Here is a 14112-nt window from a genome sequence, read left to right as displayed (position 1 = left end):
GGGGGACTCAGCGCCTGGTCTCGTACCTGGTGAGGACGATGCCGTCGGCGAACGTCCGAGTCTCCACCAGCTCGAGGCTCACCCAGCTGTCCAGGGCCGTGAAGAACGGCGTGCCGCCGCCCACCAGGACCGGGTGGGTGACGATCGCGTACTCGTCGATCAGCCCGGCCCGCATGGCCGCCGCGGCCAGGGTGGCGCCGGCGATGTCCATGCGACCGCCGTCCTCGGCCTTCAGCCGGGTGATCTCGGCGACCGCGTCGCCGGTGACGAGACGGGCGTTCCAGTCGACCTCGGTGATCGTCGAGGAGAACACCACCTTCGGCAGGTCCCGCCAGCGGCGGGCGAACTCCGCGTGCGCCGGCGTGACGCCAGGCTGCTGGTCCGCCGTCGGCCAGTGCGAGCTCATCCCGTCCCACAGCCTGCGCCCGTAGAGCGACAATCCGGTCTCGGCGACCCGGTCGGACCACCACTGGAACAGCTCGTCGCTGGGTGCGCTCCAGCTGAGGTCATCGCCCGGCGCGGCGGTGTAGCCGTCGACGCTGAGGTTCATGGCGTAGGAGAGTCTCCGCATGGCGTCAGTACAGACCAGGACGCGCGCGAAGGCCATCGATCGCCACGGCTGATCATATCGCCGATAACTGACACCAGGGTGCTGACGGGGGCCTCAGGGGGGTCAAACGGGTGTCGCTGAGGGGTCGTTGGGCGCCCGCAAGGCGCGGAGCGCCGAGGACGCGCGACGGCCCCTGGGCGACTGGCGTGGGGATCGTCGGCGCGTTGTCGGTGCCGGGTTCTAGGCTCGGCGCACCGCGCGAGCGAACACCCCTGACATACGACTTCTACGGCCCGGCATAGGTAGCCACCGGGCTGCTCTTTGCTTCCAGGGACAGACATAGACCGGCTACGAGACAGGTCGCGCGGCTCCATCCGTCTCGTAGTCCCGGAGTCCCGCCGTGAAGTCGTCGTCTCGTCTGTCAGCGCTACCCATCGTCCGATCCAGCAGCCACGACCTGGCCCCGGCCCGGTTGGGGAGCGGCGGGGCCCCGCACCCGCCCGGCTGCAACCGCGCCGGGGCATGGACTCACGCTGGCTTCTACGCGCTACGCCGCAGTCGCCAACGGAACCGACGTCGACGCCTCGGCATCGCCATGCGCCAGACGTTGGCTTCGTGGCGCTCGAGCTCGTGCCGCCGGCGCCTCTGGTCGGCCAAGGGCAGCAAGTCCGGCATGACCCACGCGCACATCGTGGTCAAGGACGGGCGCTTCGTGGACTTGGAGTGGCTCCGGCGACGGCTCGTGTCGGCCGGGTTCGGCAGCCGGTTCACCTACGCCCGGATCAAGTCCGGCGCACAGTTCTCCGCCTACGTCGGCAAGGGCTTCGCCACCTACGCGGTCAAGGGCTACCGCACCGACGCCGACAACGCCCTACGGCTCGGCGGCGGCCGCGTCGGCCACTTCTCCCGCGGCTTCTTCCCAGACGGCGTACGCCGCGCCGAAGTCCAGTCACTGGCAGCCTTCGCAGACGCCACCGGCGAACCATCGCCCTGGATCACCCGCATCTGGACCTGACGCATCGATCGCAGCATGGGCGGATGCCCCGCTTGGTGGGAACATCGCTTCGTGGACGAGGTGGGCAGCCAAAGAGCGAAGTGGATCGACCGCCTCCTGGCGCAGACCGTTGGACCGGTCAACGTGCAGTTGTCCCCGGAGCCCGGGCTCACGTTCCCGGTGGAAGTGTTCGCCGAGCACGGCCCCGGGTTCGTGGCCCCAGGCACCCTGGGGCTCAGCCAGCAACTAGAGCACGACCTGATTGATTGGCTGAGTTGGTGGCAGCGACACGTCAGTCCGGGTGGCGATGAGGTGGTGGACGGTGACGACGCCGAGTGGCGTCGATGGGGCCATGAGGGCGAACGACTCCGACAGGTCCTTCAGCAGGAACTGGGTCAAGAGTTCCTCGTCCGCGCCTACTGAACGCACGTACATCGGCAAGAGTGTGCGTCTCTGCCGGTTCGCCGATAACTGACATTATGTCAGGCAATGTCCGTGGAGCCACCCCTCCTGGCCGGACCCTCAGTTCCAGTTGACGATCTTGAGGTCGTTCGGGTCAGGTGCGCCGGCGCCGGTCTCGACGAGCTGCTTGAGGCTGATCAGGTACGTCGCCCACTTGGTCGAGCAGTGGTGCATGAACGGCACCGGCTCGCGCCAGCCCTCGTGCCAGAACATCACGAGCGTTCCCCAGTCCGGCTCCTCGCACAGCTCCCAGCGGATCGTGGTGCCGATCCACTCCTCGGGCCCGTCGACGACCGTCCAGCGGACCAGGCGGCCCTCGTCGAGCTCGTCGACCCGCATGTCCATGCCGCCCGGCCCGAACCGGAACTCGATGACGCCGCCGGGGGAGGTCTCCCCCGCGGTGTCGACCGTCCACCAGCCGGCGAGCCCGTCCAGCGTCGTGAGGGCGTCGTACACCTCCTTCGGTGCCGCGCCCGCCACTCCCACCTGGTGCAGGATGTCCACCATCTCGCTCACTCCTTCTCGTTGGTCTTGTTGGCTGCGATCGCCTCGGCGATCCGCTTGATCCGCGCCAGCCGGGCATCCCAGGCCGAGCCGACCGCGTTGAGCTGCGCGACCGCGCGTTCGAGCTGCTCGTCGTCCACCTCGTACCTCCGCTCCCGCCCGGCCGTGGTGCCGTGCACCAGGCCCACCCGGTCGAGCACGACCAGGTGCTTGGCGATGGCCTGCCGGGTCACCGGCAGCCGCTCGCTCAGGCTGGTGGCCGTGCCGGCGCCCTGCTCCAGCAGCAGGTCGAGCATCCGGCGCCGGGTCGGGTCGCCCACCGCCGACCAGAGGTCGTCGTCCACCGATGTCGTCACCGACGGGCACCCAGCGACGCGACGTACGGCGCGATCCGCGGCAGGAAGTGGTCCCAGCCCTGCTCGTGCTCGCGATAGGTCTCCTCGAGCACGGCCCGCTCCCAGCCCGCCTCGCGGAAGCCGGTCTCGGTCAGCTTGAGCAGGGTGCCCTCCCCCGACGGCGTCAGGGAGAACGTGACCAGCAGGTCCTTGTCGGTCCACCGGAACGAGAACGACTCGGGCGGCCGCACGTCGACGACGGTCAGGGTCTCCAGGACTCCCCCGTCATCCGGGTCGCCGAACCTGATCTGCCCCGTCGCGCCCGGCGTCACGTCGTACGACGCGTCGTCCGGCCACCACTCGCGGATGTGCTCGGGCCGGCTCACCACCTCGAAGACCACCTCGGGCGACGCCGCGATGTAGACCTCGCGCTCGAGCGATGCGAACTCCATGACTGCCTCCTGCAACGTTTGGTTGCGTATCAACGTACGTCGGCAGAACCCAAAGCGCAACCCTTTGTTGCACAAGCAGAGCAGTTGAAAACTGGAGTACCGTCGGCCCATGGCCGACCGAGACCTGGACCGGATCGCCGCCGAGCGCGAGCGGATCAAGGAGCAGTACCTCGCCCCCGAGGCGAGCCGCCCCGCATCGTCGGCGCGCGGGCTCCACCACGTCGCGATCGTGTGCGCGGACGTCGAGACGACGGTGCGCTTCTACCAGGAGCTGTTGGAGTTCCCGCTCACCGAGATCTTCGAGAACCGCGACTACGCGGGCTCCAACCACTTCTTCTTCGACATCGGCAACGGCAACCTCATCGCGTTCTTCGACTTCCCCGGCCTCGACGTCGGGCCGTACGCCGAGGTCCTGGGCGGCCTGCACCACCTGGCGATCTCCGTCGACCCGGAGCGGTGGGCGCACCTGAAGGAGAAGCTGGACGCGCAGGGCGTCGACTACCTCCTCGAGAGCGGCTCGTCGATCTACCTCAAGGACCCCGACGGCACCCGGGTCGAGCTGATCTCCGACCCGCTGGGCGAGATGTACGGCGAGGTCGTGCTCTAGGCACGGTCAGAGCTCGGCCAGCCGCGGGACCAGCGACTCGCAGACGGTGGTCGTCCAGCCCACCGGGTCGGGGGTCGACGGCATGACCTCGACCGTGGTGATCCCCAGCGCGGCGTACCCGGCCATCTCGGTGACGAACGCGTCGGGGTTCGAGACGGGGTCGGCGGCGCCGCCCAGCATCGTCTTCTCGATGGTGTCGTAGTCGCGCCCCACGTCGTCGCAGTGCCGGCGCAGCACATCGAGCTTGTGACGGATCTCGTCGACGCCGGCGGCGAAGAGGTTGCACGCATCGGCGTACTGCGCCACCAGCCGGAGCGTCTTGCGCTCCCCCGACCCGCCGACCAGGATCGGCGGGTGCGGCCGCTGCACCGGCGGCGGGACGTTGACGGTCTCCGCGAGCCGGTAGTGGCGCCCCTCGTAGGCGCCGTCGTCGTCGCTCCACATCTGGCGCACGACCTGCAGCGTCTCCTCGAGCCGCTCGAAGCGCTCGCCGGTGGAGGGGAAGGGCACGCCCAGGCCGGCGTGCTCGCGGTCGTACCAGGCGGCACCGATCCCGAGCTGCGCGCGGCCGCGCGAGAGCACGTCGAGGGTCGTCACGATCTTGGCGAGCAGCCCCGGGTGCCGGTACGTCGTGCCGGTGACGAGCAGCCCCAGCCGCACGTTCTCGGTCTGGCCGGCGAGGTAGCCGAGCGTCGTGTAGCCCTCGAGCATCGGCTCCGGCGGGCCACCGAGCATCTCCATCTGGAACCAGTGGTCCATCACCGTGAAGATCGAGGCACCGCCCTGGTCGGCGACCTGGGCGGTGGCGGTCAGCCGGTCGAGCAGCGTGTGCTGCCAGTCGGGGTGGGAGAAGTTGGCGTAGTGGATGCCGATGCGCACTCCGCCAACCTAGCCCCGCGGGCCCAACAGCCACGTGCCTCCCAGCGCCAGGCAGCCGCCGGTGACGACGAGGAACACCGCGACCCAGAGGGTGCCCGGCAGCCGGGTCAGCCGGGCGAGCACGTCGGCGTCGGAGGTCCGCGCGCGGCCCCGCCGGCGCAGCGACTGCAGCTCCAGGACCGGTCGGGGCGCGGCGAGCAGCAGGAACCAGGTCGCGACGTGGGCCGCCGCCGACTGGACCGCCCCGCTCCCCCACCACGTGACGGCGAACAGCGCGGCGCCGGCCACCCCCACCGACCAGAGACCGAAGAAGTTGCGGATCTGGAGCAGCAGCAGCGCGAGCAGCACCAGGCCCGACCAGAGCACGGCGAGGGGCTGCTGGCGCAGCAGCAGGTACGCCGCGCCCAGGCCCAGCAGCGCCGGCGCGACGTACCCGGCCAACGTCGTCGCCACCATGCCCGGTCCACGGGGTCGCCCGCGGGAGACCGTGAGGCCCGAGGTGTCCGAGTGCAGGCGGATCCCCGCCAGCGAGCGCCCGGTCAGCAGCGCCACCACGCCGTGGCCGCCTTCGTGGGCGATCGTGACGAGGTGCCGGGTGAACCTCCAGCACACCGGCGCCCAGACCAGCAGCAGCGCGACCACGCCGGTGGCGACCGCCTCGCCCGGTGCGTCCTGGAAGTCCACGCGCGCAAGCGTGCCGGACCTCTCCAACGGGTACGACGGCGGCATGACTGACGAGAAGATCGAAGCCATCCAGGCGGTCGTCGACCGGGTGTCCTCCTACCAGGACGGCGCGACCGAGGGCACGGTGGCGGCCGAGCTCCGCGACGGGTTCGCCGAGGCCGGCGTCGACGTGCCGGCCGGCGACGTCACGAAGCTGGCCGACGCGATCGAGTCCGAGCACGGCGCCGTCTCCGCCGCGGAGGTCCTCGACGGATGAGCGGTCCGGACGAGGCCCACCGCCGGCCGGACGGCGTCACCGACGCGACGGTCTCCGCGCTCGGCAAGCTCTCCGAGGCGCTCGAGGCGGTCGAGGTCGCACGAGGCCACCTCTACACCTTCCACCGCCTGTCCGGCACCGCCGACCTCACGCTCGGCGACGCCGTCGAGGAGCTGCGCGACGCCGGGCACGCCGAGCTCGCCGACCGGATCGACCGCGACCTCGTGGGCCGCAACGTCATCCCGGCTCGCTGGACCTTCCAGATCGTCGAGGCGTACGACGACGAGTATTACTCGGTCTTCAAGGAGCTCGAGCGGCTCGCCCGCGACCGGCTCGTCGAGGGCAAGCGGCACCTCTACGAGGCCGAGATGAAGGAGGACCGCCGCACCGACGGCCTCCCGGGTCACGAGGCGACACCCGACGAGGTCGACTCCGGCGGGTGAGTACGTTGAGCGCCATGGGCATCCCCACCTACACCCTGAACGACGGCACCTCCCTCCCGGCGATCGGCTTCGGCACCTACCCGCTGACCGGCGACGACGGCGTGGCCGCCATCCGGTCCGCAATCGAGAACGGCTACCGGCTGATCGACACCGCGGTCAACTACCGCAACGAGTCCGAGGTCGGCCGGGCGATCCGGCAGTCCGGCGTCGCCCGCGAGGACCTGCTCGTGGCGAGCAAGATCCCCGGCCGCGACCACGGGTACGACGACGCGACCCGCAGCGTCCACGAGTCGCTGGAGCGGCTGGGCCTCGACCACCTCGACCTCTCCCTGATCCACTGGCCGAACCCGAGCCAGGACCGGTACGCCGAGGCGTGGCGCGCGCTCGTCGACCTGCGTGAGCAGGGCCTGGTGCGCTCGATCGGCGTCTCGAACTTCACCGAGGCGCACCTCCAGCGGATCATCGACGAGTCCGGCGTGACCCCGGTGGTCAACCAGATCGAGCTGCACCCCTACTTCCCGCAGGTCCAGATGCGCGCCGTCAACGAGCGCCTGGGCATCCGCACGGAGTCGTGGAGCCCGCTGGGCAAGCGGCAGGCGCCGTTCAGCGAGCCGCCCGTCGCTGCCGCCGCCGAGGCGTACGGCGTCACGCCCGGCCAGGTGATCCTGCGGTGGCAGGTGCAGCTGGGCGCGGTGCCGATCCCGAAGTCCGCGACGCCCGAGCGCCAGCGGCAGAACCTCGACGTCTTCGGGTTCGAGCTCACCGACGACGAGGTCGCCGCGATCACCGCCCTCGGGCGCCCGGACGGTCGTCTCTTCGACGGCGACCCCGACACGCACGAGGAGATGTGAGCGCAGGCTCGGTCGAGCCGCCCACGCCGTACCTCCGTGTCGACCTGGGCCGGCTCCGCACCAACGTCGCGGCCGCTGCCGACCGGGCCGCGGCCGCGGGCGTCGCGATGCGGCCGCACGCCAAGACCCACAAGTGCCCGGAGGTCGCGCGGCTGCAGCTCGAGGCGGGCGCCGTCGGGCTGACGGTCGCGACCATCGGCGAGGCGGAGGTGTTCGTCGAGGAGTCGGGCGCCGAGGACGTGTTCGTCGCCTACCCGCTCTGGCTGACCGCCGAGTCGGCGGCGCGGTTGCGCGACCTCGGCCAGCGGGCGGACGTCGCAATCGGCATCGACTCGGTCGAGGCCGCGCGGCACAACGGTGCGCTGCTGGAGGGTGCCGACGTCGCGGTCCTGGTCGAGGTCGACTCCGGTCACCACCGCAGCGGCGCCGATCCGGCCGACGCCGGCGAGGTCGCCGCCGCCGCGGTGGAGGCGGGACTCACGCTGCGCGGCGTCTTCACGTTCCCGGGCCACGGCTACGGGCCGGACGCGCGGGAGGGTGCCGCGGCCGACGAGGCTCGCGCGCTCACCGCCGCGGTCGCCTCGCTGCGCGCCTCCGGCCTGGAGCCGGACGTGGTCAGCGGCGGCTCGACGCCGACGCTGGCGGTGACCGACACCGGCGTCGTCACCGAGATGCGCCCCGGGGTCTACGTCTTCGGCGACGCCCAGCAGTGGGAGCTCGGCGTCGTCCCGCCGTCGTCGATCGCCCTGGTGTGCCGGGCCACGGTCGTCAGCCACGCCGGCGGCCACCTGGTGCTCGACAGCGGGAGCAAGGCGCTGGGCGCCGACCGCGCGGCGTACGCCACCGGCTGGGGCCGGCTGCCGGCGTACCCGGACGCCCGCGTCGTCCAGCTCTCCGAGCATCACGCGGTGGTGGACCTCGCGGGCGCGCCGCTGCCGGCGCTCGGCACGCGCGTGGACGTCGTGCCCAACCACGTGTGCAACACCGTCAACCTCGCGGACGCCCTCTGGGTCGACGACGGCGGTGGGCTCGTCCGCTGGTCGGTGTCGGCACGCGGTCGGAACAGCTGACCCCGTAGCCTCTGGGCCATGCGCTCTCGCCGTCCCGTCCTGGCCGCAGCCTCGCTGGTCGCCGTGCTCGCTCTCGCCGGGTGCGGCGACGACGGCGACGGCGACGACACCGCCTCCGACCCCACGCCGACGGCGTCGCCGGACACCTCCACGTCGGCGCCTGCGGAGGCCGGGGCCTGCGAGTACCCCGAGGACGGGCAGCAGCCGGCCACCCCGGTCGACGCGCCGCCGGCCGAGCCGTCGGTCTCCGGCGAGGTGCCGGTGCTGATCACCACGTCCTCCGGCGACATCCCGGCGACCCTGGACGCCGACACGGCCCCGTGCACGGTCAACTCGTTCGTCTCGCTCGCCGGGCAGGGCTACTTCGACGACACGCCGTGCCACCGGCTCACCACCGCCGAGTCCGGCATCGCCGTGCTGCAGTGCGGTGACCCGACCGGCACCGGCTCGGGTGGCCCCGGCTACTCGTTCGACGACGAGCTGAGCGGGTCCGAGACCTACCCGGCCGGCACCCTGGCGATGGCGAACGCGGGCCCGAACACCAACGGCTCCCAGTTCTTCATGGTCTACGGCGACACCCCGCTGCCGCCGAGCTACACCGTCTTCGGCCAGCTCGACGAGGCGGGGCTGAAGGCCGTCGAGAAGATCGCCGCCAAGGGCACCGCCGACGGCGGCCCCGACGGGGCGCCGGCCACGCCCGTGTTCATCACGGGCGTGACCTTCGACGACTGAGCCGTCGACTGGGCCGACGGGTCAGGCGGCTCCCTGCAGCGCCCTGACCTCGTCGCGGGCGGCGACGACCGCGGCGTGCTGCCGGGTCACGACGTCCCGGAAGCCGGCGCTGAGGTCCTGCTCGAGCGCCTTCTCGTACTCGGACACGGCGTGGTCCTCGCCCGTCGACGCCGCCTTGAGGACGGCGGTGGGGTCGTCACCGGTGAGGGCGTCCTTGAGCGAGATCCAGCCGCGGTGCACGGTCCCGGCGAGCGTGCCGCTCTCGTCGACGTCCTCGCCGTAGTCGTGGCCCAGGGCGACGATCTCGCGGTGGAAGCCGGCGCGCTGCTCCGACAGGCGCTGGAGCGTGGTGGCCCACTCGGGGTGATCGCCGTCCCGGACCTTCTCGGCAGCGCGGGCGAAGCCTCGCTCGCCGTCCTTGAGGGTCTCGACAAGCTCCTTGGCGACCTTGTTGTCGTCCGACACAGTGGCTCCTCCATGGTGTGGTTGATGGCTCGAGGAGCCGTACCCGCCAGGCCGCCGGCTAACCGCTGGGGATCCGGACGTGCCGGCGCTACAGCGGGAACCGCACCCCGGTCATCTCCTCCGACCGCTCCCAGAGCCCGCGGGCCAGGTCGGCGTCGAGGGCGCGGTCAGCACGCTCGACCTCGGTCGGCCAGCCGCGCATCTCCAGGAACCCGTCGGGGCCGATGAAGGTGTTGCCGGGGACGTCCATGGTGGCGGCGTAGAGGGTGGTCAGCGCGCCCTTGCGCACCGACATGCCGGCGAGCTTGTGGCCCCAGCTGCCGACCCAGGTCTTGAACGCGTTGCCCGTGGACCCGGTGATCGCGGTCGCCGTCGATCCGGGGTGGGCACCGACCGCTCGCACGTCCGACCCGGACGCCCGCAGCCGGCGGTCGAGCTCGAGCAGGAAGAGCAGGTTGGCGAGCTTCGAGGCGGCGTACGCGCCGAACGGCTTGTAGACGCGTCGCTCCCAGCTCAGGTCGTCGAGCACGACCTCGCCGCGGGCGTGCACGTCCGAGGAGATCACCACGACCCGGTCGCTCAGCTGCGGCAGCAGCAGGTTGGTGAGCGCGAAGTGGCCGAGGTGGTTGGTCGCCAGCTGGGTCTCGAAGCCGTCAGCGGTCAGCGCGTAGGGCACTGCCATCACCCCGGCGTTGTTGATCAGCACGTCGATCGGGCCGATCTCGGCCGCGAACGCGCGCACCGAGTCCAGCGACGCCACGTCGAGCGGGCAGACGCTGACGTCGCCCTCAAGGGCCGCCGCGACCGCCTCGCCCTTCGCCGGGTTGCGTACCGCGAGCACGACCGCGGCCCCGCGCTCGGCCAGCACCCGGGCGGTCTCCAGGCCGAGCCCGCTGCTCGCCCCGGTCACGACGAAGCGTCGACCGTCCTGGCGAGGCACCTCCCACCCGCGGTTGCCGCCGCCCATCAGGCCTCGACGTACTCGATCGGTGCGCCGAGCTGCACGGTGCGGCCGACGGTGCACAGTCGGTCGCGCGACTGGGCGATCGAGCGCGGGAGCACGTCGCGGGCGGCGTCGCCGGCCTCGTCGTCGGCGAAGCGGACCTCGAAGGTGAGGCGGAGGTTGACGAGGTGGTTGCCCTGCTCGTCGCGGACCTTGTCGCCCTCCGAGACGACCGCGAACGACGTCGCGTCGGCACGCTTGCCCGTGATCAGGTCCACGTCGATCGCGCTGCAGCCGGCCATGGCGGCGAGCAGGAGCTCGACCGGCGTGAAGTCGGGGTCTCCCCCGGAGCCGATCGGCAACACTCCCCCACGCGCATTGGTGGCCTTGAAGCGACCGTCACCGATCTTGGTCAGGTCGATGCGGCGGCGGGTGTTCTCGGCGACGGGCGGGACGGGCAGGTCGGGGGTCATGGCGCTCAGCGTGCCAGAACGCCGACACGCCCGGAGGAGGCCCGGCTTGTGTGGCGGCCGATCATCGGCAACGGTGGACTAGACCAGCAACCGCGATCGGAAAGGCGAGCGATGCTCACCCTCACCGACACCGCCACTGCCATCGTCACCGAGATCACCCACCAGCCGGGCCGCAGCGACGCCGCGGGCCTGCGCATCACCACCGCGACCACACCAGAACCGGCCTTCGAGGTCACCGCGGCGGAGCAGCCCGAGCCCGGCGACCAGGTCGTCGAGCAGGGCGAGGCGACCGTCTACCTCGACGCCCAGGCCGCCGAGCTGCTCGACGACAAGGTGCTCGACGCCGCCGTCGACCCGGACGGGCGCGTCGAGTTCGCGCTCGGCCTGCAGGGCTAGGACCCGGCGTCCGTGCGGGCGGGGCGGCTGCGAGGATCGCTGTCATGACCCCCTCCCGCGAGATCCACCTCGCCTCCCGCCCGCACGGCTGGCCCACGCCGGAGAACTTCCGCACGGTGGAGACCGAGCTCCCGGACCCCGGCCCGGACGAGGTGCTCGTGCGCAACACGTTCATGTCGGTCGACCCCTACATGCGGGGTCGGATGAACGACGTGAAGTCCTACGTCCCGCCGTTCGCGCTCGACGCGCCGCTCGACGGCGGCGCCGTCGGCGAGGTGGTGGCCTCCGGGTCGACCGACGTCCGGGTCGGCGACACGGTGCTGCACCAGGCCGGGTGGCGGACCCACGCGCTGCTGCCGGCGCGCGCCGTACGCCGGGTCGACGTCTCGCAGGTGCCGGCCTCGGCGTACCTCGGCGCGCTCGGGATGCCGGGCATGACGGCGTACGTCGGGCTCACCCGGGTCGCCGAGCTGAAGGAGGGCGACACGGTCTTCGTCTCGGGCGCGGCCGGGGCGGTCGGCTCCGCCGTCGGGCAGATGGCCCGGCTCCTCGGCGCGTCGAAGGTGATCGGGTCGGCGGGCTCCCCCGAGAAGTGCGCGTGGCTGACCGACGAGCTCGGCTTCGACGTCGCCCTCGACTACAAGGCGGCGCCGATCGGCCGCCAACTGCGCGAGCACGGGCCGGTCGACGTCTACTTCGACAACGTCGGCGGCGACCACCTCGAGGCGGCGATCTTCGCGATGGCCGACTTCGGCCGGATCGCGGCCTGCGGCGCGATCGCCGACTACAACGCGGACGCGCCGGTGCCCGGCCCGCGCAACCTGATGATGATGGTCAGCAAGCGACTGACCATGCGCGGCTTCATCGTCACCGACCACGGCGACGCCACGTCGGAGTTCTACCGGCGGGCGGGCGCCTGGGTCGCCGACGGCTCGCTGACCTGGCGCGAGACCGTCGTCGACGGGCTCGACCACGCGGTCGACGCCTTCCTGGGCCTGCACCGCGGCGACAACACCGGGAAGATGCTCGTCCGTCTCTAGGTGGGCAGGTCTGCCAGCAGGTCCGCCCGCACCTCGGCTGAGCGTGGGCGATCCTCGCGGGCTCGTCGGTGCCGCTGGCCGCGGGGCCGGGCGGGGCCGGGCGGGCGGCGTTTCATCAAGGGATGAGGGTGACGCCGCGCTCCCCTGGCCGAGTTCGCCGTGGGAGGCGCGGTTCCATCAAGGGATGAAGGCGAACCGACCCGCGAGCTTCGCCCACATCCCTTGATGAAACTGCGACCGCAGCCAGCCCGGCTAGTCCGCGTCGATCAAGCTGCCGGCGGGCAGGTCGAACCACCGCAGGTGCTCGAAGTCGGCGCTGACGCTGCCGGGGTGCTCCGACAGGTCGGGACCGTCGGCGGCGGCGAGGATCGCGGCGCCGTCGCGCAGGTGGTCGGCGAGCAGCTCCTCTCCCCCGGTGACGAGGTTGCTGGGCATCGAGACCCGGCCGCCGGCGTACGAGACGTCGCGCAGCGAGAGCGGCGGCTTGACCACGCCGTCGCGGTGCCGCCAGCGCCCGGAGACCGGGTCGAAGAGGTAGTCGCCGAGCAGCCGCCAGCCGTCGTGGGCGACCATCCGGACCGCCTCGATGAGGTAGTCGACGACCGCGTCGGAGACGAAGTAGTTGAAGTTGATGCGCACCCAGCCGGGCTTGATGCCCTCGCAGCCGCCGGTGATCTCCCGCTCGAACTCGTGGGAGCGCTCGAGGTCGATGCCGAGGAGTCGGTGGCCGTAGGGGCCGGCGCACGAGCAGCCGCCGCGCGACTGGATGCCGAAGAGGTCGTTGAGCAGCGCGACCACGTAGTTGTGGTGCAGGTAGCGGCCGGACGGCGAGCGCACGATGAAGGAGACGATCGAGAGACGCTCGGCGTCGAGGTTGCCGAGCAGCTCGATCCCCGGCTCGTCGGCCCACGCGGCCACCGCACGGCGCAGGTGCCGCTCCTCCTGGGCGCGGATCGTCTCGACGCCGACGGCTTCCTTGAGCTGGAAGACCAGTCCCGCGCGGATCGACTCGATGATCGCGGGCGTCCCGCCCTCCTCGCGGTGGGTGACGTCGTCGAGGTAGCGGTGGTCGTCGTCGTTGACGTAGGCGACGGTGCCGCCGCCGGGCACGTCGGGCACCCGGTTGTGGAAGAGCTCCCGACGGGCGGCGAGCACGCCCGGGGTCGACGGCCCGCCGATGAACTTGTGGGGCGAGAGGAACACCGCGTCCTTGTAGGACAGCGGCTGCCCGTCGACGGCCGCCATGTCGATGGTGACGTACGGCGCAGCCGCGGCGAAGTCCCAGAAGGACAGCGCGCCGTGCTCGTGCAGGAGCGTCGCGATCGCGGCGGTGTCGGAGACGATGCCGGTGACGTTGGAGGCGGCCGAGAACGAGCCGATCCTCAGCGGCCGGGCGGCGTGCTTCTCGAGCTGCGTGCGCAGGTCGTCGCAGTCGACCCCGCCGTCGGCGTCCTGCCGGATCGTGACGACGTCGGCGATCGACTCCCGCCACGGGATCTCGTTGGAGTGGTGCTCGTAGGGCCCGATGAAGACGACCGGGCGCTGGTCGGGCGGGATGTGCTCGGTCAGCGCGTGCTCGTCGTCGAGCACCGAGGGGATCCGCAGGCCGAGGACTCCGATCAGCTTCGCGATCGCACCGGTGCAGCCCGAGCCGGCGAAGAGCACGACCGTGTCCTCGTCGCCGCCGACGGCGTCCCGGATGATCTCGCGAGCCTCCTCGCGGAGCCGGGTCGTCTGCAGGCCCGTCCCGCTCGACTCGGTGTGGGTGTTGGCGTAGCTCGGCAGCACCTGGTCGCGGATGAAGTCCTCGATGAACGTCAGCGCCCGACCGGAGGCCGTGTAGTCGGCATAGGTCACCCGCCGGGCGCCGTACGGCGTCTCCATCACGTGGTCCTCACCGATCACGGAGTCCCGGATGAGGGCCAGCAGGTCGTCGGTGCCCTCTGCCACAAGTGCCACCATAGGCCGACGTAGGC

Annotated in this window: 20 protein-coding genes; 10 read left to right on the top strand and 10 right to left on the bottom strand. The window is 71.7% G+C overall.

Going from position 1 to position 14112, the window contains the following annotated elements; genetic code table 11:
• Nucleotides 1-7: 7 nt before the first annotated feature.
• A complete protein-coding gene (locus HZF07_RS03200; RefSeq protein ID WP_157346900.1) occupies nucleotides 8-571 on the bottom strand; it encodes a dihydrofolate reductase family protein in 564 nt (187 codons plus the stop codon).
• Nucleotides 572-1223: 652 nt separating this feature from the next.
• On the opposite strand from HZF07_RS03200, the gene HZF07_RS03195 reads away from it, so the two are divergent.
• Both HZF07_RS03195 and HZF07_RS03190 read left to right on the top strand, forming a co-directional pair.
• Complete coding sequence (locus HZF07_RS03195; RefSeq protein WP_157346898.1) at nucleotides 1224-1565, top strand: hypothetical protein; 342 nt, start codon at nucleotides 1224-1226, stop codon at nucleotides 1563-1565.
• A 51-nt stretch (nucleotides 1566-1616) separates the two neighbouring features.
• Nucleotides 1617-1967 carry a hypothetical protein gene (locus HZF07_RS03190; protein ID WP_157346896.1) on the top strand — a complete coding sequence of 117 codons (351 nt, stop codon included), beginning with the start codon at nucleotides 1617-1619 and terminating at the stop codon, nucleotides 1965-1967.
• 99 nt (nucleotides 1968-2066) lie between these two features.
• Here HZF07_RS03190 and HZF07_RS03185 read toward each other — a convergent pair whose 3' ends face one another.
• From HZF07_RS03185 to HZF07_RS03175, 3 genes are read right to left on the bottom strand one after another with little or no spacing between them, the layout of a single operon-like run.
• Nucleotides 2067-2513, bottom strand: coding sequence for an SRPBCC family protein (locus HZF07_RS03185; protein WP_157347535.1), 447 nt, complete (start codon nucleotides 2511-2513; stop codon nucleotides 2067-2069).
• Nucleotides 2514-2518: 5 nt separating this feature from the next.
• On the bottom strand, nucleotides 2519-2866 hold the full coding sequence (locus HZF07_RS03180) for an ArsR/SmtB family transcription factor (RefSeq protein WP_181644704.1): 348 nt from the start codon (nucleotides 2864-2866) through the stop codon (nucleotides 2519-2521).
• Nucleotides 2863-3297, bottom strand: a complete 435-nt coding sequence (locus HZF07_RS03175; RefSeq protein ID WP_157346894.1) for an SRPBCC domain-containing protein — start codon at nucleotides 3295-3297, stop codon at nucleotides 2863-2865. Before HZF07_RS03175 ends, HZF07_RS03180 begins: the two co-directional genes overlap by 4 nt.
• A 109-nt stretch (nucleotides 3298-3406) precedes the next feature.
• Between HZF07_RS03175 and HZF07_RS03170 the strand changes: the two genes are divergently transcribed.
• Nucleotides 3407-3904 (top strand): VOC family protein, encoded by a 498-nt coding sequence (locus HZF07_RS03170; RefSeq protein WP_157346892.1) that lies wholly within the window; start codon nucleotides 3407-3409, stop codon nucleotides 3902-3904.
• Nucleotides 3905-3910: 6 nt separating this feature from the next.
• Here the strand turns inward: HZF07_RS03170 and HZF07_RS03165 are convergent, their stop codons facing one another.
• Together HZF07_RS03165 and HZF07_RS03160 are read right to left on the bottom strand one after the other, a co-directional pair.
• Nucleotides 3911-4783 (bottom strand): LLM class F420-dependent oxidoreductase, encoded by an 873-nt coding sequence (locus tag HZF07_RS03165; protein WP_181644703.1) that lies wholly within the window; start codon nucleotides 4781-4783, stop codon nucleotides 3911-3913.
• 9 nt (nucleotides 4784-4792) lie between these two features.
• On the bottom strand, nucleotides 4793-5467 hold the full coding sequence (locus tag HZF07_RS03160; RefSeq protein ID WP_309504350.1) for a M50 family metallopeptidase: 675 nt from the start codon (nucleotides 5465-5467) through the stop codon (nucleotides 4793-4795).
• A 43-nt stretch (nucleotides 5468-5510) separates the two neighbouring features.
• Here HZF07_RS03160 and HZF07_RS03155 point away from each other — a divergent pair, with 43 nt between their 5' ends.
• Genes HZF07_RS03155 through HZF07_RS03135 form a run of 5 tightly spaced genes read left to right on the top strand, consistent with a single transcriptional unit; the run spans nucleotide 5511 to nucleotide 8819 of the window.
• Nucleotides 5511-5723, top strand: a complete 213-nt coding sequence (locus HZF07_RS03155; protein ID WP_157346888.1) for a hypothetical protein — start codon at nucleotides 5511-5513, stop codon at nucleotides 5721-5723.
• Nucleotides 5720-6166 carry a hypothetical protein gene (locus tag HZF07_RS03150; protein WP_157346886.1) on the top strand — a complete coding sequence of 149 codons (447 nt, stop codon included), beginning with the start codon at nucleotides 5720-5722 and terminating at the stop codon, nucleotides 6164-6166. Before HZF07_RS03155 ends, HZF07_RS03150 begins: the two co-directional genes overlap by 4 nt.
• A gap of 14 nt (nucleotides 6167-6180) precedes the next feature.
• The gene (locus tag HZF07_RS03145; protein WP_157346884.1) at nucleotides 6181-7017 is read left to right on the top strand and encodes an aldo/keto reductase; all 837 of its coding nucleotides are present in this window, start codon (nucleotides 6181-6183) and stop codon (nucleotides 7015-7017) included.
• Entirely contained in the window at nucleotides 7014-8087 is a 1074-nt protein-coding gene (locus HZF07_RS03140) for an alanine racemase (protein WP_181644702.1), read from the top strand. The genes HZF07_RS03145 and HZF07_RS03140 overlap by 4 nt, the downstream gene beginning before the upstream one ends.
• Nucleotides 8088-8105: 18 nt before the next feature.
• Nucleotides 8106-8819: a peptidylprolyl isomerase gene (locus HZF07_RS03135; protein ID WP_157346882.1), complete on the top strand. Its 714-nt coding sequence runs from the start codon at nucleotides 8106-8108 to the stop codon at nucleotides 8817-8819.
• Between the two features lie 21 nt (nucleotides 8820-8840).
• Here the strand turns inward: HZF07_RS03135 and HZF07_RS03130 are convergent, their stop codons facing one another.
• The 3 genes from HZF07_RS03130 to HZF07_RS03120 all read right to left on the bottom strand — a co-directional run bounded on the left by HZF07_RS03130 (nucleotide 8841) and on the right by HZF07_RS03120 (nucleotide 10700).
• Nucleotides 8841-9284: a ferritin-like domain-containing protein gene (locus tag HZF07_RS03130; RefSeq protein ID WP_181644701.1), complete on the bottom strand. Its 444-nt coding sequence runs from the start codon at nucleotides 9282-9284 to the stop codon at nucleotides 8841-8843.
• An 88-nt stretch (nucleotides 9285-9372) separates the two neighbouring features.
• Nucleotides 9373-10251 carry an oxidoreductase gene (locus HZF07_RS03125; protein ID WP_157346881.1) on the bottom strand — a complete coding sequence of 293 codons (879 nt, stop codon included), beginning with the start codon at nucleotides 10249-10251 and terminating at the stop codon, nucleotides 9373-9375.
• Entirely contained in the window at nucleotides 10251-10700 is a 450-nt protein-coding gene (locus HZF07_RS03120) for an OsmC family protein (RefSeq protein ID WP_157346880.1), read from the bottom strand. Before HZF07_RS03120 ends, HZF07_RS03125 begins: the two co-directional genes overlap by 1 nt.
• Before the next feature lie 111 nt (nucleotides 10701-10811).
• Between HZF07_RS03120 and HZF07_RS03115 the strand changes: the two genes are divergently transcribed.
• Together HZF07_RS03115 and HZF07_RS03110 are read left to right on the top strand one after the other, a co-directional pair.
• Nucleotides 10812-11096 (top strand): Fe-S cluster assembly protein HesB, encoded by a 285-nt coding sequence (locus HZF07_RS03115; protein ID WP_157346879.1) that lies wholly within the window; start codon nucleotides 10812-10814, stop codon nucleotides 11094-11096.
• A gap of 44 nt (nucleotides 11097-11140) precedes the next feature.
• Nucleotides 11141-12136, top strand: coding sequence for an NADP-dependent oxidoreductase (locus HZF07_RS03110; protein WP_157346878.1), 996 nt, complete (start codon nucleotides 11141-11143; stop codon nucleotides 12134-12136).
• 252 nt (nucleotides 12137-12388) lie between these two features.
• On the opposite strand, the gene HZF07_RS03105 is transcribed toward HZF07_RS03110, so the two are convergent.
• Nucleotides 12389-14086: an aminotransferase class V-fold PLP-dependent enzyme gene (locus tag HZF07_RS03105; RefSeq protein WP_309504343.1), complete on the bottom strand. Its 1698-nt coding sequence runs from the start codon at nucleotides 14084-14086 to the stop codon at nucleotides 12389-12391.
• Nucleotides 14087-14112 lie beyond the last annotated feature (26 nt).

This window comes from Nocardioides agri (genome assembly GCF_013778305.1).
Lineage (GTDB): Bacteria > Actinomycetota > Actinomycetes > Propionibacteriales > Nocardioidaceae > Nocardioides > Nocardioides agri.
This window is presented reverse-complemented; position numbering and strand designations above follow the sequence as displayed.